The sequence below is a fragment of the Aeromonas sp. 600886 genome (assembly GCF_049174935.1).
GTDB classification, from domain to species: Bacteria; Pseudomonadota; Gammaproteobacteria; order Enterobacterales; family Aeromonadaceae; genus Aeromonas; species Aeromonas veronii_A.
This window is the reverse complement of the sequence record NZ_JAAKUB010000018.1, coordinates 55,567-75,375: the sequence shown is the minus strand read 5'-3', so window position 1 is coordinate 75,375 and position 19,809 is coordinate 55,567. Positions and strand designations below refer to the sequence as shown.

The window sequence follows — 19,809 nt, the reverse complement described above, 5'->3', positions numbered from 1 at the left end:
TTGAGTCAATAAAAAAGCCCGCCAGTGCGAACCGGCGGGCTTTTTGTTTTCTGGCGATCTCGAAGATCAGACCCCGACGTGGAATGCCTGCTTGAGGTTGCGGATAAACTCCGCATCCCGGCAGAGGGTCTTGCCCGGGCTGTCGGAGATCTTGGCGACCGGGCCGCCATTGCACTCGATCAGCTTGAAGACGATGTTCATCGGGCTGACACCGGGCAGATCGCAGGTGAGCTTGGTGCCGATGCCGAAGCTGGTATTGATGCGGCCGCGGAAGTGACGGAACAGCTGCACCGCCTTGTCGAGGTTGAGCCCGTCGGAGAAGACCAGGGTCTTGTCGGTGGGGTCGATGCCGAGCCGCTGATAGTGGCTGATCGCCTTCTCGCCCCACACTACGGGATCGCCGGAGTCGTGGCGCAAGCCCTGATAGCTGCTGGCCAGCTCGAAGTCGAAGTCGCGCAGGAAGGCATCCATGGTGATGCAGTCGGTCAGGGCGATGCCGAGATGGTCGGTGAACTCGTCCAGCCAGCTGGTGAGGGCGGCGCGCTGGCTGTGTTCCAGCGGGAAACCGAGCTGCTGGTGCGCCTGGAACCACTCATGGGCCTGGGTGCCGACCGCGGGCAGCTTGTACTTCTGGGCCAGCATGTAGTTGCTGGTGCCGCGAAATGCCGGCAGCCGCTCCTTGAGGCGACCCACTACCGCATCCTGCACCGTGTGGGAGAAGCGGCGGCGGGTGCCGAAGTCGATGAGGTTGAACTCGCTCATCTCGTCGCTGCTCAGCTCCCGTTCCAGCTTGTCGATCTTCTGATCGAGCCGCTCCAGTGCGTGGCTGACGCCGAACTGGGGGTAGCGGAAGCGGTTGCGCATCTCGCTGATGATGGCGAGCACCGGGATCTCCCACAGGATCACATCCTGCCAGGGGCCCTCGACCCGCACATTGATGCGGCCATCCTGCTCGAACACCTTGAGCAGGGAGGCGTCGAGCGGCTTGCGGCGCAGGTGGTCGAGGTAGTCAGGGGTGAAGAAGGGGCGCTCGGCCAGAAAATCCAGTTCTGGCTTTGTCAGTCGCAGGGAGCCAGCGAGGCGCAGTTGCTCCTCGATCTGCCCCATCATGGGCAGCAGATCCTCTTCATTGCGGCTGTGAAACTCGGCCACCACCTCGGCATCCGGATAGCGATGGAACACCGCCTGCTGCATATGCAGCTTGTAGGCGTCGGTGTCGAGCAGGCTGGTAAGAATTGGAGGCATATCAGGCTCCCCGCAGACTGGTGAGCACGATGGAGCTCCCCTGCCGCATATGTAACGTGCAGGCGTCGGTGTCGAGCAGGCTGGTAAGAATCGGTGGCATATCAGGCGTCCAGCAGGCGTTGTACATCGATCAGGGTCTGGGCCAGTTCGGCGCCAGCCTCAATCATCTGGGTGTGGGCGCTGGCAACCGTCGCGGGGGCGATGCCACGGCAGGCATCGAGATGGACGATCACCCGGAAACCGGCGCGGCGCAGTTGCAGCACGCTGGTTTTGACACAGTAGTCGGTGGCGAGGCCGCCGACCAGTACGGTATCGACCTGGCGGGCTTGCAGGAATTCGATGAGTCCGGTGCTGCGCCGTTCAGCCAGGTCGTGGAAGCAGGTGCCGTAGGGATGGAGATCCGGCTCGACCCCCTTCCAGACGAAGAAGTCATAGTCGATGGGGGCGGGCAGGCCGTCGAGCAGCTCGAAGCCCTTGCTGCCCGGTACGCAGTGCACCGGCCAGGTGAGGTCGGCGTTGGGCAGATCCAGCGACAGCAGCATGCCTGCGGGGTCAGAAACGGCCCAGTCGGCATTGGCAGGGTGAGAGTCTTTGCTGCCGATCCGCAGCGTGGCGAGGGTGGCCTGAGCGTTTAGCGCAGCCACAATATCATCACCGCCCGCAACGGGCAGTTCGTTCGGGCAGAGGGGGGTAAAGCCCTTCTGCGCATCAATATCCAGGCTGGCGACGGTTCCCATGATTGGCTCCTGCACATACTATTCGTGTGATATTATCTACCAAACATTAATGGAAGGCGAGCAGGGCGATCGGCATGCTGAGAATGAGTCTGGATATGGTGGTGCTGCGGTTGCATGAGGAGCGGCTCGAGCTACTGCTCGAGACCCGCGATCGCCCCCCCTTTGCCCACTGCTGGCAACTGCCGGCGCTGCGCATCGACGAGACCCAGGATCGGGATCTGGATGCCGCCCAGCGCCGTCTGCTGGCGGAGTGGGGGCTCGGTCACTGCTACAGCGAGCAGGTCTGCACCCTCGGCAATCTGGAGCGGGATCCCCGCGGCTGGTCCACGACCCTGGTCTATCTCTGTCTGGTCGATCCGGAAGTGGAAGCGATCCACGGTTGCTGGCATCCGCTCGCCAACCTGCCGGGGCTGAGCCTCGCCTTCGACCATGTTCAGCTCATCGCCAAGGGGTTGGAGCGGCTGCGGATCAAGAGCCGCTACAGCACCCTGCCGCTGCAACTGCTGGGGCCCGAGTTCACCCTCTCCGAGGTGCAGCGCGCCTTCGAAATCATCCTGCAAACACCCATGAATACGGCGGCATTTCGCAAGCGGATCCATCGCGCCGACATTCTGGTTGATACCGGCCGCAAGCGCACCGGCAAACAGCGCCCCGCCATCCTCTACCGGCTGGAGAGCCCCTGCTGCGTGATGTTCGATCAGGTGATGCACGGAGCGGAAGCATGAGTGAGACCGGTGTGCACAAGGTGCTGGTGAGTGCCTGCCTGCTGGGTCAGCCGGTGCGCTACGATGGTCAATGCAAGGGGATTGTCAGCGACTGGCTGAGTGCGCTGGGAGCCGAAGGACGGGTGCTGGCCTTCTGCCCCGAAGTGGCTGGCGGTTTGCCGACCCCGCGCCCCCCTGCCGAGCGACAGGGCGAGCGCGTAGTGACGGCGAGCGGGATGGATGTGACCGCCGAGTTTGATCGCGGCGCCGAGCTGGCCCTCGCGCTCTGTCAGGCGCAGGGCATTCGCTTCGCCTTGCTGAAAGAGGGGAGCCCCTCATGTGGCAGCGGCCGTATCTATAACGGCCGCTTCGAAGGTGTTTCTGTGGCGGGCGAGGGCAAGACCACTGCTCTGCTGCGCCGCCACGGGATTGCAGTCTTTTCCGAAGATCAGTTGGCCGAGTTGGCTTCTGCGCTCTCTTTGGATTCCTCCCCGGATTTGGCGGCAACCGGCAGCGGTGACTGACCGCTCTGCCACCCCTCCAGCACCTCGTCCTTCTCCTGCCAGCGCTGGTTTAGCCACTCCTGAAAGCCGCGTTTGAACTGCTTGTCGTTGAAGTAATCTCCTATCAGCTGTTCATTCACCGGCAGCTCCTCAATCCGCACCTGAATGCGTTTTACCCGCCCCATCAGGAAGTCCTTGAACGGAGTCTCGGCGTTGTCCGGATAGCGGATGGTGACGTTGATCAGGCTGTCGAACTGTTCGCCCATGGCGGCCAGCGTGAAGGCCAGCCCCGCCGCCTTGGGCGGCATCAGGTGACGATAGCGGGAGCGTGATGCGTCCCGTTTCTGCTCGGTGAAGCGGGTCCCTTCCACAAAGTTGATGACGGTAGTGGGGATGTGGCGAAACTTCTCGCAGGCGTTGCGGGTGGTCTCGATATCCTTGCCGCGCAGGTGCGGGTTCTTCAGCAAAAACTCCCGTGAGTAGCGGCGCATAAAGGGCATATCGAGCCCCCAGCAGGCGAGCCCCAGCAGCGGGATGTAGATGAGCTCGTGCTTCATAAAGAACTTGGGCACCGGCAGCCGGTCGCGGAACAGGTGGCCGAGCACCACGATATCGGTCCAGCTCATGTGGTTGCTGATGATGAGATACCAGCCATCCTTGCGCAGCTTGGTATTGTCCTCCACCTGCCAGTCAATACGGGTGGTGAGGCGGATCACCAGCGCATTGCAGGCCAGCCACAGTCTCATGAAGCGGTTGTTGAGGCGGCTGCAGGCGCGGCCAAAGGCCGGGATCGGCAGTACTAGTTTGGCCAGCGACACCAGCAGGATCAGGCTGGCGCACAAGGCGGTGAAAAGGATGGTCAGGCCCGCGCTGATGATCAGCACCAGCGGGCCGGGAAGCAGGGATAGCATGAATGTTTACTGCGCCTTGGTTGCCAGCAGTTGGCTCAGGGTCTGGTCCTTTTCGTGCCAGATCCCGTTCAACCACTGTTGAAACTCTTGTTGGAACTCGGGGTCATTGAAGTAATCCCCCACCAGCTTGCGGTCGATCGGCAAATAGCGGACCTGAACCTTGATTTGCCCGACCCGGCCACACATGAAATCCCAGTAGCTGGGGATGCCGTCCGGATAGGCGATGGTGACATCCACCAGTTGATGCAACTGATCACCCATGGCGGCCAGAGTAAAGGCGATGCCCCCTGCTTTCGGGTGGAGCAGGTGACGATAGGGCGAACCCTGCTTCTGATGTTTGCCCTTGGTGAAGCGGGTGCCTTCGACGAAGTTCATCACACTCACCGGAATGTGGCGGAACCTGGCACAGGCTTTACGGGTTGTCTCTATGTCTTTTCCCTTCAGATGGGGATGCTTTTCCAGAAATTTCCTGGAATATCGCCGCATGAAGGGGAAGTCGAGCGCCCACCATGCCAGACCGAGAAAAGGTACCCAAATCAGCTCTTTCTTGAGGAAAAACTTCAGGAAGGGGATTTTTTGGTTAAAAACCCGCTGCAGTACCAGTATGTCGACCCAGGATTGATGGTTGGCAATCACCATATACCACTCATTCCGGCGCCCTTTGTCCACTCCGACCACCTCGAAAGGGGTTTTGATGATGGTTTTCTGGATCAGATTGTTGAAACCGATCCAGCAGCTGGCACAGCCATCGAGCAGCCAGTTGCAGAGGGTGCGCCACCCCTTGAGGGGGAGCAGGAGCTTGAGCAGACCCAGCGAGAAGATGGGGACAAACCAGAAGAGGGTGTTGAAAAAATAGAGCAGGGTGGAGAGGCTGCCGCGCAGTCGCTCTGTCAGCTTGTTGGGCATGAGTCGGGTCCGTCTTGCTGTCGATAAAGGGCCATCAAGTGGTCAGATCTGTGGCCATAATATCAGCCGATTGCCCGTGAGACCATTCAGAGCCGTTACGGGGTTGGACTCACCCTTTCCCTTCTGTCAGCTGCTGCGCAATCGCGACAGCAGCCTGTCCATGGCCCTGTAACCGAGTGCCTCGATAAGATGCTCCTTGCCGATGGCGGGTTGTCCGGCCAGATCGGCGATGGTGCGTGACACCCGCAGGATGCGATGCCAGGCCCGGATGCTGAGCCCCAGCTTCTGGATAGCATTCTCCAAAAATTCGGCATCTTGCGCTGATAAGCGGCAAATATCCTCTATCTCACGGCTATCCAGCAGGTTGTTGAGCTTGCCGTTACGGCTCAGCATGCGCTCTCGCGCCGCCAGTACCCGATCGCGGATCTGTTGACTAGACTCCCCCCGCTCCGCCTTGCCGGTCAGGCTCCCCTTGGGCAGCAGTGGCACCTCCACCGTCAGGTCAAAGCGGTCGAGAAAGGGGCCGGAGAGTTTGCCGAGGTAGCGCAGGATCTGATCCGGGCTGGAGCGGGTCTGGCCATCGCCATAGTGGCCGCAGGGGCTAGGATTCATTGCGCCCACCAGCTGGAAGCGGGCGGGGAAATCCACCTGACGGGCGGCCCGGCTGATGGTGATGTGGCCCGTCTCCAGCGGCTCGCGCAAGGAGTCGAGCACCTTGCGCTCGAATTCGGGCAGCTCGTCGAGAAACAGCACCCCGTTGTGGGCCAACGATATTTCGCCGGGCCTTGGGTGGCTGCCGCCGCCCACCAGCGCCACTGCCGAGGCGCTGTGGTGGGGTGTGCGATAGGGTCTGTGATGCCAGTGACCGGCGCGCGGAGTGAGGCCACCGATGGAGTGGATGGCGGCGGTCTGCTGCGCTTCCTGCTCGCTCAGCGGCGGCAGGATACCGGGCAGACGGCTCGCCAGCATGCTCTTGCCGGTGCCGGGCGGGCCGATGAACAACAGGTTGTGGCTGCCGGCGGCGGCAATCTCCAGCGCCCGTTTGGCCTGTGACTGGCCGATCACATCCTGCAGATCCGGTACATCGGGCAGGCTCTCTGCGCTTTGTTGATCCGGCAGTGGCAGCTCGTACTGGCCGGCCAGCCAGGCGGTGACGGCCAGCAGTTGGTGAGCGGTGCGCACCTCGGCATCCTGAATAAGGGAAGCTTCGGGGCCGTTCTCCCGCGGTACCAGCAGGGTGCGTCCCGCATCCCGGCAGGCGAGCACGGCGGGCAACACGCCGAGCACGGGGCGAATTTCGCCGGTCAGGGCCAATTCGCCTAAAAATTCGTGATCGAGCAGGTATTTTGCAGGTATTTGTTTTGAAGCTGCGAGAATTCCGATGGCGATGGCCAGATCGAAACGGCCCCCCTCCTTGGGCAGATCGGCGGGGGCCAGATTGACTGTGATGTGTTTGCTCGGGAACTCGAAATTGCCGTTGAGCAGAGCGCTGCGCACCCGATCCCGCGACTCCTTCACCGAGGTTTCCGGCAGGCCGACCATGTTGAAGGCGGGCAGGCCGTTGGAGAGGTGAACTTCCACTGTAACTTGCGGGGCCGCGATCCCGAGGCTGGCACGGCTATAAACCACAGCTAATGACATAAATCCCGTCCTTGAGTTGATATATGTTCTGACTAACTGCTTGTTGTTGGTTTTTTATTCCAGAGTTCCGGCTGGGGAATAGCCAAAATCAGTGGGTTGTCACAGAAAAAAGGCTTGCCCAATAAAAATCACCGTGCTAGTTCTAATAGCCATTCGCGGTAGAAACCGCCCCAATTTCACAGGATTTCCGGTTGTAACTATGAACATGGCCTCCCGTTTCGTCAGCATTATTGTGGTCCTAGTGGTGATTATTATCTCACCGCTCGGGGCTCGTTTAGCTGCACGGAACAAGGGATAGACCCACCACCGGACAGAACGAAACAAGCGACCCCCGAGCCTCACAGCTCGGGGGTTTTTTTTCGACCAAAGGACAGGATTTTCCACATGAACGGCGCGCAGTTTTTGGTACAGGCTCTCAAGAAACAGGGTGTGACCCAGGTGTTTGGTTACCCGGGCGGGGCCATCATGCCGGTCTACGATGCCCTGTATGACGGTGGTCTGGCCCATCAGCTCTGTCGCCACGAGCAGGGCGCCGCCATGGCGGCTGTGGGTTATGCCCGCGCCTCCGGTCAGGTGGGGGTCTGCATCGCCACCTCCGGCCCCGGCGCCACCAATCTGGTGACTGGTCTGGCGGAGGCGCTGCTCGATTCGGTGCCGCTGGTGGCCATCAGCGGTCAGGTGCCCTGTTCCGCCATCGGTACCGATGCGTTTCAGGAGGTCGACGTGCTCGGCATGTCCCTCTCCTGCACCAAGCACTCCTTCATGGTGACCGATGCCGCCGATCTGGGGCGCGTGCTGGCAGAAGCTTTCGCCATCGCCACCGAAGGGCGCCCCGGCCCTGTGCTGATCGATCTCCCCAAGGATGTGCAGTTGGCCGCGGTGCCTGCCCAGAGCCCGCTGTTTGCAGTGGAAGAGCCGGAGGTGCTCAACCCCTCGGAGTTGACTGCTGCCCGCTCCCTGCTAGCCGCCGCCGAGCGCCCGGTGCTCTACGTCGGTGGCGGAGTGGGCATGGCCAATGCCGAGCAGCAGCTGCGTGACTTTGCTGCCGCAACCGGCATGCCTGCGGTCACCACCCTCAAGGGGATCGGCGCACTCGACCCCGACAGCCCCGTTTATCTCGGCATGCTCGGCATGCACGGCACCAAGGCTGCCAACTATGCGGTGCAGCAGTGCGACTTGCTGCTGGTGGTGGGCGCCCGTTTCGACGACAGGGTGACCGGCAAGCTGGAAGAGTTCGCCCCCGAGGCCAAGGTGATCCATCTCGATGTGGACGCCGCCGAATTCGGCAAGCGCCGCGCCGCCGAGGTGGGGATTTCCACGGATCTCAAACAGGTGCTGCCGCGCCTCGCTATGTCCCTCTCCATCGACCCCTGGCGTGAACACTGCGAGAACATGGCCCGCGAGTATGCGTTCCGCTACGACCATCCCGGCCAGCCCATCTACGCCCCGGCCCTGCTCAAGCAGCTCTCTGCCCGGCTGCCGGAGAGCAGCGTGGTGGCCTGCGACGTGGGTCAGCATCAGATGTGGGTGGCCCAGCACATGCGTTTCACCAGCCCGCGCAACCACCTCTCCAGCGCCGGTCTCGGCACCATGGGTTTCGGCCTGCCTGCCGCCATCGGGGCCAAGATGTCGCGCCCGGAGGATGAAGTGGTACTGGTGAGCGGTGATGGCTCCTTCATGATGAACGTGCAGGAACTCGGCACCATCCGCCGCGCCCAGCTCAAGGTGAAGATGGTGCTGCTGGATAACCAGCGCCTCGGTATGGTGCGCCAGTGGCAGGAGCTGTTCTTCGACGGCCGCTACAGCGAGACCATCCTCTCCGACAACCCCGATTTCGTCGCCCTGGCTGCCGCTTTCGGCATTCCGGGCGAGACCATCACATGCAAGGAACAGATAGCCGGCTCCCTCGATCGCCTGCTGGCAAGCGAGAGTGCCTACCTGTTGCATGTGGCCATTTCAGAGGAAGAAAACGTCTGGCCCCTGGTTCCGCCGGGAGTCGCCAACCACCAGATGATGGAGCAACGCCCATGAACCAGCACACCCTTGCCCAGCCAGCATTTGCACAACACACCCTGCATATCCACGCCCAGCCCAGACCGGAAGTGATGGAGCGGGTGCTGCGGGTGGTACGTCACCGCGGCTTCAATCTCTGTGCCTTGAATATGGAGCAGGATTGCCAACAGCTGCGGATCACGGTTACTGTCGAGTCGGTGCGTCCCATCCAGCAGTTGTGGAGCCAGCTGGTGAAGCTGGTGGACGTCTCCCGGGTCGATGCACTGGAACAGCAACCCCGGATCAGAGCTTAAGGAGCCAAGCCAATGTCACAGTCTTCCCAATCCGCCACTCACCCCCAATACATCTGGTTCAACGGCAAACTGGTGCCCTGGCTGGATGCCCAGGTGCACGTGATGAGCCACGCCCTGCACTACGGCTCCTCGGTGTTTGAGGGGGTGCGCGCCTACGATACCCCCAAAGGCACCTGCATCTTCCGTCTGCAGGAGCACACCCGCCGCCTGTTTGACTCCGCCAAGATCTACTGGATGGACGTCCCCTACAGCGAGTCCGAAGTGAATGAAGCCTGTCGCACCGTGGTGCGCGAGAACGGCCTGAAGAGCGGCTACCTGCGCCCGCTGGCCTTTGTCGGCAACGTGGGGCTGGGGCTGCATCCGCCGCTGGATGCCAAGGCTGATCTGATGGTGGCTGCCCTGCCTTGGGGCGCTTATCTGGGGGAAGAGGGGCTGAAAAACGGGGTGGATGTGTGCGTCACCTCATGGAACCGGCTCGCGCCCAACACCATTCCCACTGGCGCCAAGGCGGGCGGCAACTATTTGTCATCCCAGCTGATCAGCCGCGAAGCCAAGCGCAACGGCTTCGCCGAGGGGCTGGCGCTGGATGTGAACGGCTACCTGAGCGAAGGGGCGGGGGAGAACCTGTTCCTGGTGAAGAACGGCGTGCTGTTCACCCCGCCTGCTACCGCCGCCATCCTGCCCGGCATTACCCGTGACACCATCATGACGCTCGCGCGTGACTTGGGTTACGAGGTACGCGAGCAGGCGCTGCCCCGAGAGGCGCTCTATGTTGCAGACGAGATCTTCATGACCGGCACCGCCGCCGAGGTGACCCCGGTGCGCTCCGTTGATCGGATGAAGGTGGGCGCTGGCAGCCGTGGCCCGGTGACCGAGCAGCTGCAGAACGCCTTCTTCGGCCTGTTCAATGGCCAGACCGAGGACAAGTGGGGTTGGCTGACGCCCGTCAACGACTGATGAGAGAGGGGAGGCGCTGTGCCTCCCCGAGTCGCTTCCGGTGAGCGCTTCCCAGAGGAGTGCTCACCAGGATCGATTCCGATCCACTCGTATCATCACCGCATAACGCATCGAGCCCATATGGGCATTCAGGGAGTAGAGACAATGCCGAAGTTGAGATCCGCCACCACCACCCACGGACGTAACATGGCCGGGGCCCGTGCCCTGTGGCGTGCCACCGGAATGACCGATCAGGATTTCGGCAAACCCATCATCGCCGTGGTCAACTCCTTCACCCAGTTCGTACCGGGCCACGTCCACCTCAAGGATCTGGGGCAACTGGTGGCCCGCGAGATCGAAGCCGCGGGCGGCGTCGCCAAGGAGTTCAACACTATCGCCGTGGATGACGGCATCGCCATGGGCCATGGCGGCATGCTCTACTCCCTGCCGTCGCGCGAACTCATCGCCGACTCGGTGGAGTACATGGTCAACGCCCACTGCGCCGACGCCATGGTCTGCATCTCCAACTGCGACAAGATCACCCCGGGGATGCTGATGGCCGCCCTGCGCATCAACATCCCAGTAATCTTCGTCTCCGGCGGCCCGATGGAAGCGGGCAAGACCAAGCTCTCCGACCAGATCATCAAGCTGGATCTGGTGGACGCCATGATCCAGGGGGCCGATCCCAAGGTGTCGGACGCCCAGAGCGAACAGGTGGAGCGCAGCGCCTGCCCCACCTGCGGCTCCTGTTCCGGCATGTTTACCGCCAACTCCATGAACTGCCTGACCGAGGCGCTCGGCCTCTCCCAGCCGGGCAACGGCTCCATGCTGGCGACCCACGCCGATCGCGAGCAGCTGTTCAAGCTGGCGGGCCAGCGCATCGTGACTTTGGCCAAGCGCTGGTATGAGCAGGACGATGCCTCGGCACTGCCGCGCAATATCGCCACCAAGGCGGCGTTCGAGAACGCCATGGCCCTCGATATCGCCATGGGCGGCTCTACCAATACCGTGCTGCACCTGCTGGCGGCGGCGCAGGAGGCCGGGGTGGACTTCACCATGGCCGATATCGACCGCATGTCCCGCAAGGTGCCGCAGCTCTGCAAGGTGGCGCCCTCCACTCAGAAGTACCATATGGAAGATGTGCACCGCGCCGGTGGCGTGGTCGCCATTCTGGGCCAGCTGGAAAAAGCGGGTCTGGTGCATGGAGATACCCGTACCGTGCTGGGTTGCTCCCTTGTCGAACAGCTCAATGAATATGACGTCAGCCGCCAGCCGAGTCAGGAGGTGGTGGACTTCTACCGCGCCGGCCCTGCCGGCATCCGCACCACCAAGGCGTTCAGTCAGGATTGCCGCTGGCCGGAGCTGGATCTGGACCGCGCCGAAGGGTGCATCCGCTCGCTGGATAACGCCTACAGCCAGGAGGGCGGTCTGGCGGTGCTCTCAGGCAACCTCGCGGTTAATGGTGCCATCGTCAAGACTGCCGGGGTGGATGAGGAGAACCTCACCTTCCGTGGCCCGGCCCGGGTATTCGAGAGTCAGGAGAGCGCGGTGAGCGGCATCCTCGACGGTACCGTGAAAGCAGGCGAGGTAGTGGTGATCCGCTACGAAGGGCCGAAAGGGGGTCCGGGCATGCAGGAGATGCTCTACCCCACCACTTATCTCAAGTCCATGGGGCTCGGCAAGGCGTGCGCCCTCATCACCGACGGCCGCTTCTCCGGCGGCACTTCAGGTCTCTCCATCGGCCACGTCTCGCCGGAGGCAGCTTCTGGCGGCACCATAGGTCTGGTGGAGGATGGCGACATCATCAGCATCAACATCCCGGCCCGCAGCATGGTGCTGGAGGTGGCCGACAGCGTGCTGGCTGCCCGCCGCGTTGCCGTCGAGGCTCGGGGCTGGAAGCCGCTCGATCGTCAGCGTCAGGTCTCCTTTGCCCTGCGCGCCTACGCCATGTTCGCCACCAGCGCCGATAAAGGCGCGGTGCGAGATCGCTCAATGCTGGGGGAATAAATCATGGTCTCTGCGGCGGATTATCTACGCAAGGTGCTGCTCTCACCCGTCTACGAGGCGGCGCGGGTGACCCCCTTGCAAACCCTGAAGAAACTTTCCGAGCGGCTCGGTAACCATGTCAGCCTGAAGCGGGAGGATCTGCAACCGGTCCACTCCTTCAAGCTGCGCGGCGCCTACCACAAGATTGCCACCCTGACCGAGGAGCAGAAGGCGCGCGGCGTCATCGCCGCCTCTGCTGGCAACCACGCGCAGGGGGTCGCCCTGTCGGCCGCCAAGCTCGGCATCAAGGCGATCATCGTGATGCCCAAGACCACGCCGGATATCAAGATCGATGCGGTACGCCGTCAGGGCGGCAACGTCATGCTGTTCGGCAACAGCTTCGACGAGGCCTATGGCGAGAGTCGCCGTCTCGCCACGCTTGAGGGCTACACCCTGATCCCGCCGTTTGACGACGTCGAGGTGATCGCCGGGCAGGGCACTATCGGCAAGGAGCTGCTGGAGCAGGATACCCACCTCACCCACGTGTTCGTGCCGGTGGGCGGTGGCGGTCTGGCCGCCGGGGTGGCGGTCTATATCAAGCAGCTGCTGCCGGATGTGAAGGTGATCGGGGTGGAGGCGGAGGGTTCTGCCTGCCTCAAGGCGGCCATGGCGGCTGGCGAGCCGGTCAATCTGGAGCGAGTCTCCCTGTTTGCCGACGGGGTGGCGGTCAAGCGCATCGGCGAGGAGACCTTCCGCCTCTGCAACCAGTATCTGGACGAGGTAGTGACCGTCTCCAACGACCAGATCTGCGCCGCGCTGAAAGATATCTTCGACGACTGCCGCGCCATTGCCGAGCCGTCAGGCGCCCTGTCGTTGGCGGGCCTCAAGGCCTACAGCGAGCGGGAGCAGGTCAAGGGTGGCCGGATGGCGGCCATTTTGTCCGGTGCCAACGTCAACTTCCACAGCCTGCGCTACGTGTCGGAGCGCTGCGAGATTGGCGAGAAGCGCGAGGGCATGCTGGCGGTGACTATCCCCGAGCGCAAAGGGGCCTTCCTCGACTTCTGCCGTCAGCTGGGGCCCCGTATGGTGACCGAGTTCAACTATCGCTACGCCGATGCCGAGCAGGCGTCGCTGTTCGTCTCGGTGCGCCTCACCGGCGGTGACGAGGAACTGGGCCAGATCATCGATCAGCTCGGCGGCAACGGCTATCCGGTGGTCAACATGACCGAGAGCGAGCTGGCCAAGAACCACGTGCGCTATATGATTGGCGGCCGCCCGGCCCGGCCCCTCGGTGAACGGCTCTACAGCTTCAAGTTTCCGGAGCAGCCGGGCGCCCTGATGCGCTTTCTGGAGACCCTCGGCTGTCGCTGGAACATCAGCCTGTTCCACTACCGCAACCACGGCGCCGACTACGGCCGGGTGCTCTGTGCGTTCGAGCTGCCGGACGAGGACGTGGCCGCCTTCCACGACTACCTGCGCGAGATTGGCTACGGCTGGAAAGAGGTGAGCGACGACCCCGCCTACCGGTTGTTCCTGGCCAGTTGATGCTGCGATGAGGAGAGAGGGAGGCGTTGGCCTCCCTCTGTTTTTAGGCTGTAATTGGCCACTTCTGTCTGAGCCATTGAAATCCGTAGGCCAGCGCCATCAACAGCAGAGTGCCGGGTAGCACCGTTTGCCACAGGAAGGCTGGCTCTTGTCCTGTCATCAGGATCAGCAAGGGATTGGCGCCCGCTGGAGGGTGGAGGATATTTAGTCCCTGCATCAGGGCGATGGCCAGCCCGGTTGCCAGCGCCATCTGCACTTCTGCGGGGAGGGGAAGCAGGCCGATCACCAGTCCGACGCAGGCCGTCAGCAGGTGTCCACCCAGCACGTTTTTGGGGCGCGCCAGCGGACTATCTGGCAGGGAAAACAACAACACACAGCTGGCCCCGAAAGGTGCCATGACTAGCGCGACATGCCAGCTCAGATTGAGCCATCCCAATATGCCGATGGTGAGTGCGGCGCCCACACCTGCCCATAACGGGCCATACCATTTTGTCATCATGCTTTCCTCTTGGTTTGCCAGAACTGATTAGGCACATTAGGTAGACAGATCGGTGTACTTCAAGAGGCAAATCATGAGTGAGAAGCGTCAACAACTGGTGGCGACGGCCTACCGTCTGTTCAACCGTCATGGCTTTCATGCCACCGGCATAGATCGCATCTGGGCCGAGGCGGGGAGTACCAAGCGCACCCTCTATCGCCACTTCCCGACCAAGGATGCCTTGATTGAGGAGGTGCTGCTCGCTCGTGACCGGGAGTTCTTCGCCTTGCTTGACCAGCGGCTGGCCGGTGTGAGCGGACGTGAAGCTCGCCTCCAGGCGCTGTTCGATGGTTTCGCGGCGTGGTTTGGCCGCTCTGATTTCTATGGCTGCAACTTTATCAACGCCAGCGCCGAGTTTGCCGACCCACGCCATCCGGTGCGCAAGCTGGTGATGGCCCACAAGCAGGCGTTATTGGGCTGGGTGATAAACCAGCTCAACTGTTCTCTGGCACAGGCCACCGAGCTTTGCCTGTTGCTGGAGGGGGCGATCGTGATGGCTCACAGCTATCAGCAGCCACTGGCGTTGGAGCAGGCCAGAATGCTGGCAAAGACCATTTTGGCCGACGATGGCGCGATAATGCAGGCCGCTTCACACTCCTGAGATGCTGGTCATTTGAGGCTGCGTTCGGATGGGATACCCTGAATAGCGGAGAGGCCGCCTGACGGCTTCACACAGGGAAGAGTGCGCACTCAGGCGCCCATAACGACTTATTGCAGAGGCGAAAATATGAATAAATCCATGCTTGCCGTATTGGTCAGTGGTTTGCTGGCGGCCGGAGCCGTGCAGGCCGCTGCTCAGGACAATACCTGGTATGTCGGTGGCAAGGCCGGTTGGTCCAATTACTATGGCGTTGACCACAACCAGTATGCCGAGTCGATTGCCCAGACGTTGGGTAATACCAGCGAGAACACGGATGATCTGGGTCTGGGTCTGTTCGCCGGTTACCAGCTCAACCCCAACCTGGGGTTCGAGCTGGGTTATGACTGGCTTGGCAAATACGACACCACCTCGGGCACCGGCGCCAATACCCTCAATACCGAAGCCAAGAGCCAGATGATTCAGGCCACCATGAAGATCAGCTTCCCGGCAACGAATGTGCTCGATCTTTATGGCCGGCTCGGCGGTGCCTATGCCTGGACGGATAGCGAGATCAGCTTCGCCAATAGCAGCGAGACCGGTAAAAAGCATGGCGCCGCATTTGTCGGGGCGCTGGGTGCCGAGTACGCCATCGATCGTGACTGGGCCGCCCGTCTGGAGTACCAGTACACTACGCCGCTGGGAGATGCCTCTCTCGATCGCTCAGGCATCGAGCTGGATAACGGCCTGATCTCGTTCGGCATGCTCTATCGTTTCGGTCAGCAAGGTGGTGAGGTTGCTGTGCCGGCGCCAGCTCCGGCAGCCGAGCCTGCCCCGGCTGTGGTGGTGGAGCCCAAGACCTTCAGCCTTAGTTCCGATGTGCTGTTCGAGTTCAACAAGGCGACCCTGAAACCGGCTGCCAATCAGGCGCTCGATGCCCTGTTCAGCCAGATTGTGGCGGCCAATCCGAAGGATGGCGTCGCGACCGTGGTCGGTTATACCGACCGGATCGGTTCCGACAACTACAACCTGGCCCTCTCCGAGAAGCGGGCTCAGAGCGTGGCCAGCTATCTGGTATCCAAAGGCTTGTATGCCGACAAGGTACGGGTCGAGGGGCGTGGCAAGGCCAATCCGGTCACTGGCAACAGCTGTGCCAGCCGCTCCAAGCAGGAGCTGATCGCCTGTCTGGCACCGGATCGCCGGGTGGAAATCCATCTGGAGGGGGTTTCCCAGCCGGCGCAGTGATGCTGCGGCTAGAGATGGGATTCGAGAAGAACGGGAGGCCAGGCCTCCCGTTTTCTGTGGTCAGCGTGATCGGATGGTGGTGCAGACCTGATTTGCCAACATCATGAGTTATCGAATCTTTTCCTAATAGGAATAGTTATTATATTTCCAGGAAATTACAGGGTAAAAAAATAGAATTAAACTTTGCGCCTGAAGATCCTTTTGGTTAGAATCTCTGCGTGTTATCAATAGACAGGTAAATATTATGGACTGCGACAGTTGTAGCCGATTGCAAATCGCGATGCGGGTTTACCAGAGCTGAGGCCGAATATTTTATCTTCTCTCTCACTCTGATTGCTCGAATCACAAGCATAGAGTGCAGCATCTATATGAGTCAGCATCGACTCTCACAACCTCTTTATCCCGCCTTCATCAGGGATTCCGGTTGTAAATCTGGATCGTTCCGCTCATCTGCGAGCCATGCGCGCCTCGCGACCCCTGCAATTGAACGCTTCATCATGCATCCCGGTACTGCCCGTCAGGGCCGTCACAGCGTCGGAACCATGCATCCGTGCCGTGGTCGGGAAGGGATCAAGCGTAAAATAACAAGATGGATAATCTCATATTGAAAACTATTTCGTTTTCGATATGGCAGGTTGCACATTAAAATAAATGATGTGATTGATTAATATATTTCGGCGGTGGCAAGGGTCGCGCTGTAATATTTCTATAGGCGTGGTTTTCTCCGATGTTCTTACCCGCCAGATATCACTGATACTATTTCCTGCCCGCATCCAGTTATTTCAAACTGTCGTAATCCTGATTTTCTTTATGGGTGATGCCGCTCTAGTTGCGGGATCACCGGATTGGTCCGCTGATAATGCAGACTCGCGGCCATGCCTGCCAACGACAGTGTGTATCGCTGTCCATGGTTCGTCCGGCCCTCTCTCCACCCCACTCGGAGGATATCGTATGACCGAAGAGCCCAAACCTCGACCCTCGGGGTTCACGCCTCCCCACTCCTGATCCCCCCTGCGGGGACGGGATGCGGTGTTCTGACCCCTGATCTGACCCAACCATGCTGGTTAGCTCGACGGCAGACATTTGTCTGACGAGCCGCCCCGTGCGCACCAGTTGAGCGTGCCGGCAACGAGTCGGGTTCACAGCTTTCGATATCAGTACTGACGCCTGGCCTGGCCCGCGACAGGGCCCTTCTGCAAGCGAAAATCAGGATTTAAAGTTATGAAGCAACAACATACTGCCAGCCGGCACAAGCAACAGGGGTTCGTCGCCCCGGGCCGTGCCAATGAGAAGCTCTCCTCCCGGGTGCTCGACGAGGCCGACAAGTCCCTCGAATACACCCTCACTGCCGTGCGCGGCAATATCGACGGCCTGACCGCGACCGAGGCGGCCAATCGTCTGGTCCAGTTTGGCCCCAACGAGGTGACCCACGACAAACCGCCTCATCCATTGATCCAGCTGCTGCACGCGTTCAAGAACCCCTTCGTGATGGTGCTGATCGTGCTCGGGCTGGTCAGTTACGTGATGGACGTACTGATGGCTGAGCCCGGCGACGAGGACTGGGTCAAGGTGATCATCCTCGGTGTCATGGTGGGCTTGAGCGGTCTGCTGCGCTTCTGGCAGGAGTACCGTTCCGCCAAGGCGGCCGAGGCGCTCAAGTCGCTGGTGCGCAATACCGCCACCGTACAGCGTCGTCCCTCGCCGGGCGCCACCCCCCAGCGCAAGGAAGTGGCAATGACCGAGCTGGTGGCCGGAGACATAGTGCACTTGCAGGCGGGGGACATGATCCCCGCCGACATCAAGCTGATCGAATCTCGCGATCTCTTTATCAGCCAGGCGGTGCTGACCGGTGAAGCGTTGCCGGTGGAGAAGTACGACACCCTGGGCGCAGTGGCCGAGAAGTCGGCAGACGGCAACAGCACAGGGGACGTGGGGTTGCTCGACCAGCCCAACATCTGCTTCATGGGCACCAATGTGGTGAGCGGTACAGCCAAGGCTGTGGTGGTGGCCACCGGCAGCGACACCTACTTCGGTTCGCTGGCCCGCAACGTGGTGAGCCACAAGCGCATCGAGACCAGTTTCGATCGCGGCGTCAATAGCGTTACCAGGTTGCTGATCCGCTTCATGCTGGTGATGGTGCCCATCGTCTTTATGCTGAGTGGCATCAGCAGTGGTGACTGGATGTCGGCGCTCACCTTCGCGCTGGCGGTGGCGGTAGGGCTCACCCCCGAGATGTTGCCGATGATCGTCTCCGCCAACCTGGCGCGAGGGGCGGTGGCCATGGCCAAGCGCAAGGTGGTGGTCAAACGGCTCAACTCGGTGCAGAACTTCGGTGCCATGGACGTGCTCTGCACCGACAAGACAGGTACCCTGACCCAAGACAAGATCATCCTCGAGCACCACTACGACGTGCGTGGCAACCGGGACGACCGGATCCTGCAGCTGGCCTGGCTCAACAGTTATCATCAGAGCGGCATGAAGAACCTGATGGACATCGCGGTGATCGAGCATGCCGATGTGCTGGGAGCTGGCTGCAAGCCGGCTGGTTACAGCAAGGTGGATGAGTTGCCATTCGACTTCGTGCGCCGCCGTCTGTCGGTGATCGTACAGGATGAGCGTGGCCAGCAGCTGATGGTCTCCAAGGGGGCGGTGGAAGAGATGCTGGCCGTCTCCAGCCAGATCGCCGATGGCCAGGAGGTGCGGGATCTGACCGACGCCGATCGCCTTGCCCTGCTGCGCCAGAGCGAGGAGTTCAATGCCGAGGGCTATCGGGTACTGATCGTGGCGACCCGCGAGATCCCGGCAGGCGAGTGCAAGCAGAGCTATCGTACCAGTGATGAGGTCAATCTGGTGGTGCGCGGCTTCCTCACCTTCTTCGATCCGCCCAAGGATTCGGCCGCACCGGCCATCCGTGCGCTGAACGACTATGGTGTGGCGGTCAAGGTGCTGACCGGTGACAATCCCATCATCACCAGCAAGGTGTGTCGTGACGTAGGGCTGGAGCCCGGCTTACCGCTGCTCGGCAAGGATATCGAAGGGATGGACGACGTGGCGTTGTGCGAGGTGGTCAAGCAGACCACCATCTTCGCCAAGCTCACCCCGCTGCAGAAGTCGCGGGTGGTGAAGGCGCTGCAGGCCAACGGCAACACCGTCGGTTTCCTCGGTGACGGCATCAACGATGCGCCGGCGCTGCGGGATGCGGACGTAGGGATCTCGGTGGACAGCGGTGCCGACATCGCCAAGGAGACCGCCGACATCATCCTGCTGGAGAAGAGTCTGATGGTGCTGGAGGAGGGGGTGATCAAGGGGCGCGAGACCTTTGGCAACATCCTCAAGTACCTCAACATGACCGCCAGTTCCAACTTCGGCAACGTCTTCTCGGTGCTGGTGGCTTCCGCCTGGCTGCCATGGGCACCCATGCTGGCGATGCAGATGCTGATCCAGAACCTGGTGTATGACGTCTCCCAGATGCTGCTGCCGTGGGACAAGATGGATCCCGAGTTCCTCAAGCGGCCGCGCAAGTGGGAGGCGAGCAACATCAAGCGCTTCATGCTCTGGCTCGGCCCGACCTCGTCGGTGTTCGATATCAGCACCTACTGCCTGATGTGGTTCGTGTTCGGTGCTGGCGCCCTCTATGCCACCGCCAACGGCAGTATGGATCCGCTGGTCAACGGTCAGGCCATCATGAACTCCGGCTGGTTTATCGAGGGGCTGGTGTCGCAGACGCTGGTGGTACATATGCTGCGTACCCGCAAGATCCCGTTCCTGCAGAGTACCGCTACCCTGCCGGTGCTGCTCTCCACCTCGATCGCCATTGCCATCGGCTGTTACCTGCCCTTCTCGCCTGTGGCTGAGCACTTCGGCTTCATCACTCTGGATGGGCCCAAGTACTTCATGTGGCTGGTGATCACCATGCTGGCCTACATGGGGCTGACCCAGACCGTCAAGAGCATCTACATCAAGCGCCACGGCCAGTGGTTCTGATGACGTGCTAGCTGACGGGCCGGTGTGATCCCGGCGCGACAGAAA

At 61.3% G+C, this 19,809-nt stretch carries 16 protein-coding genes; 10 read left to right on the top strand and 6 right to left on the bottom strand.

Features of this window, described 5'->3' with window-relative positions; all coding sequences use genetic code 11:
* Positions 1-66: 66 nt before the first annotated feature.
* Together pncB and G5179_RS14485 are read right to left on the bottom strand one after the other, a co-directional pair.
* Positions 67-1,245 (bottom strand): nicotinate phosphoribosyltransferase, encoded by a 1,179-nt coding sequence (gene pncB, locus G5179_RS14490; RefSeq protein ID WP_421258603.1) that lies wholly within the window; start codon positions 1,243-1,245, stop codon positions 67-69.
* A gap of 101 nt (positions 1,246-1,346) precedes the next feature.
* On the bottom strand, positions 1,347-1,982 hold the full coding sequence (locus G5179_RS14485) for a nicotinamidase (RefSeq protein WP_421258602.1): 636 nt from the start codon (positions 1,980-1,982) through the stop codon (positions 1,347-1,349).
* A gap of 74 nt (positions 1,983-2,056) precedes the next feature.
* Here G5179_RS14485 and G5179_RS14480 point away from each other — a divergent pair, with 74 nt between their 5' ends.
* The gene (locus G5179_RS14480) at positions 2,057-2,707 is read left to right on the top strand and encodes an NUDIX hydrolase (RefSeq protein WP_201953894.1); all 651 of its coding nucleotides are present in this window, start codon (positions 2,057-2,059) and stop codon (positions 2,705-2,707) included.
* On the top strand, positions 2,704-3,210 hold the full coding sequence (locus tag G5179_RS14475) for a DUF523 domain-containing protein (RefSeq protein ID WP_421258601.1): 507 nt from the start codon (positions 2,704-2,706) through the stop codon (positions 3,208-3,210). Before G5179_RS14480 ends, G5179_RS14475 begins: the two co-directional genes overlap by 4 nt.
* Here the strand turns inward: G5179_RS14475 and G5179_RS14470 are convergent.
* The 3 genes from G5179_RS14470 to G5179_RS14460 all read right to left on the bottom strand — a co-directional run bounded on the left by G5179_RS14470 (position 3,135) and on the right by G5179_RS14460 (position 6,647).
* Entirely contained in the window at positions 3,135-4,100 is a 966-nt protein-coding gene (locus G5179_RS14470) for an acyltransferase (protein WP_421258600.1), read from the bottom strand. The two genes, G5179_RS14475 and G5179_RS14470, sit on opposite strands and share 76 nt — an antisense overlap.
* Before the next feature lie 6 nt (positions 4,101-4,106).
* Positions 4,107-5,006, bottom strand: a complete 900-nt coding sequence (locus tag G5179_RS14465) for an acyltransferase (protein ID WP_005339610.1) — start codon at positions 5,004-5,006, stop codon at positions 4,107-4,109.
* A 126-nt stretch (positions 5,007-5,132) separates the two neighbouring features.
* Positions 5,133-6,647 (bottom strand): YifB family Mg chelatase-like AAA ATPase, encoded by a 1,515-nt coding sequence (locus tag G5179_RS14460; RefSeq protein ID WP_139742473.1) that lies wholly within the window; start codon positions 6,645-6,647, stop codon positions 5,133-5,135.
* Between the two features lie 384 nt (positions 6,648-7,031).
* On the opposite strand from G5179_RS14460, the gene ilvG reads away from it, so the two are divergent.
* The 5 genes from ilvG (at position 7,032) to ilvA (ending at position 13,420) form a co-directional block, all read left to right on the top strand.
* The gene (gene ilvG / locus G5179_RS14455) at positions 7,032-8,678 is read left to right on the top strand and encodes an acetolactate synthase 2 catalytic subunit (RefSeq protein WP_421258599.1); all 1,647 of its coding nucleotides are present in this window, start codon (positions 7,032-7,034) and stop codon (positions 8,676-8,678) included.
* On the top strand, positions 8,675-8,953 hold the full coding sequence (gene ilvM, locus G5179_RS14450) for an acetolactate synthase 2 small subunit (RefSeq protein WP_323896701.1): 279 nt from the start codon (positions 8,675-8,677) through the stop codon (positions 8,951-8,953). Before ilvG ends, ilvM begins: the two co-directional genes overlap by 4 nt.
* 12 nt (positions 8,954-8,965) lie before the next feature.
* The gene (locus tag G5179_RS14445; RefSeq protein WP_421258598.1) at positions 8,966-9,910 is read left to right on the top strand and encodes a branched-chain amino acid transaminase; all 945 of its coding nucleotides are present in this window, start codon (positions 8,966-8,968) and stop codon (positions 9,908-9,910) included.
* Between the two features lie 144 nt (positions 9,911-10,054).
* Entirely contained in the window at positions 10,055-11,896 is a 1,842-nt protein-coding gene (gene ilvD, locus G5179_RS14440) for a dihydroxy-acid dehydratase (protein WP_139741313.1), read from the top strand.
* Between the two features lie 3 nt (positions 11,897-11,899).
* Positions 11,900-13,420, top strand: coding sequence for a threonine ammonia-lyase, biosynthetic (ilvA, locus tag G5179_RS14435; protein ID WP_106844317.1), 1,521 nt, complete (start codon positions 11,900-11,902; stop codon positions 13,418-13,420).
* Positions 13,421-13,463: 43 nt separating this feature from the next.
* On the opposite strand, the gene G5179_RS14430 is transcribed toward ilvA, so the two are convergent.
* A complete protein-coding gene (locus tag G5179_RS14430; RefSeq protein ID WP_421258610.1) occupies positions 13,464-13,916 on the bottom strand; it encodes an HPP family protein in 453 nt (150 codons plus the stop codon).
* Between the two features lie 76 nt (positions 13,917-13,992).
* On the opposite strand from G5179_RS14430, the gene G5179_RS14425 reads away from it, so the two are divergent.
* The 3 genes from G5179_RS14425 to mgtA all read left to right on the top strand — a co-directional run bounded on the left by G5179_RS14425 (position 13,993) and on the right by mgtA (position 19,764).
* Positions 13,993-14,559, top strand: a complete 567-nt coding sequence (locus tag G5179_RS14425) for a TetR/AcrR family transcriptional regulator (RefSeq protein ID WP_182963048.1) — start codon at positions 13,993-13,995, stop codon at positions 14,557-14,559.
* Between the two features lie 126 nt (positions 14,560-14,685).
* Positions 14,686-15,780 carry a porin OmpA gene (gene ompA, locus G5179_RS14420; RefSeq protein WP_421258597.1) on the top strand — a complete coding sequence of 365 codons (1,095 nt, stop codon included), beginning with the start codon at positions 14,686-14,688 and terminating at the stop codon, positions 15,778-15,780.
* A 1,221-nt stretch (positions 15,781-17,001) separates the two neighbouring features.
* Positions 17,002-19,764 carry a magnesium-translocating P-type ATPase gene (gene mgtA / locus G5179_RS14415; protein ID WP_421258596.1) on the top strand — a complete coding sequence of 921 codons (2,763 nt, stop codon included), beginning with the start codon at positions 17,002-17,004 and terminating at the stop codon, positions 19,762-19,764.
* The last annotated feature ends 45 nt before the right edge of the window (positions 19,765-19,809 follow it).

Coding starts and splice junctions, on each gene's coding strand:
- pncB (WP_421258603.1), bottom strand. CDS start 1,245: ATGCCTCCAATTCTTACCAGCCTGCTCGACACCGACGCCTACAAGCTG.
- G5179_RS14485 (WP_421258602.1), bottom strand. CDS start 1,982: ATGGGAACCGTCGCCAGCCTGGATATTGATGCGCAGAAGGGCTTTACC.
- G5179_RS14480 (WP_201953894.1), top strand. CDS start 2,057: ATGCTGAGAATGAGTCTGGATATGGTGGTGCTGCGGTTGCATGAGGAG.
- G5179_RS14475 (WP_421258601.1), top strand. CDS start 2,704: ATGAGTGAGACCGGTGTGCACAAGGTGCTGGTGAGTGCCTGCCTGCTG.
- G5179_RS14470 (WP_421258600.1), bottom strand. CDS start 4,100: ATGCTATCCCTGCTTCCCGGCCCGCTGGTGCTGATCATCAGCGCGGGC.
- G5179_RS14465 (WP_005339610.1), bottom strand. CDS start 5,006: ATGCCCAACAAGCTGACAGAGCGACTGCGCGGCAGCCTCTCCACCCTG.
- G5179_RS14460 (WP_139742473.1), bottom strand. CDS start 6,647: ATGTCATTAGCTGTGGTTTATAGCCGTGCCAGCCTCGGGATCGCGGCC.
- ilvG (WP_421258599.1), top strand. CDS start 7,032: ATGAACGGCGCGCAGTTTTTGGTACAGGCTCTCAAGAAACAGGGTGTG.
- ilvM (WP_323896701.1), top strand. CDS start 8,675: ATGAACCAGCACACCCTTGCCCAGCCAGCATTTGCACAACACACCCTG.
- G5179_RS14445 (WP_421258598.1), top strand. CDS start 8,966: ATGTCACAGTCTTCCCAATCCGCCACTCACCCCCAATACATCTGGTTC.
- ilvD (WP_139741313.1), top strand. CDS start 10,055: ATGCCGAAGTTGAGATCCGCCACCACCACCCACGGACGTAACATGGCC.
- ilvA (WP_106844317.1), top strand. CDS start 11,900: ATGGTCTCTGCGGCGGATTATCTACGCAAGGTGCTGCTCTCACCCGTC.
- G5179_RS14430 (WP_421258610.1), bottom strand. CDS start 13,916: ATGACAAAATGGTATGGCCCGTTATGGGCAGGTGTGGGCGCCGCACTC.
- G5179_RS14425 (WP_182963048.1), top strand. CDS start 13,993: ATGAGTGAGAAGCGTCAACAACTGGTGGCGACGGCCTACCGTCTGTTC.
- ompA (WP_421258597.1), top strand. CDS start 14,686: ATGAATAAATCCATGCTTGCCGTATTGGTCAGTGGTTTGCTGGCGGCC.
- mgtA (WP_421258596.1), top strand. CDS start 17,002: ATGAAGCAACAACATACTGCCAGCCGGCACAAGCAACAGGGGTTCGTC.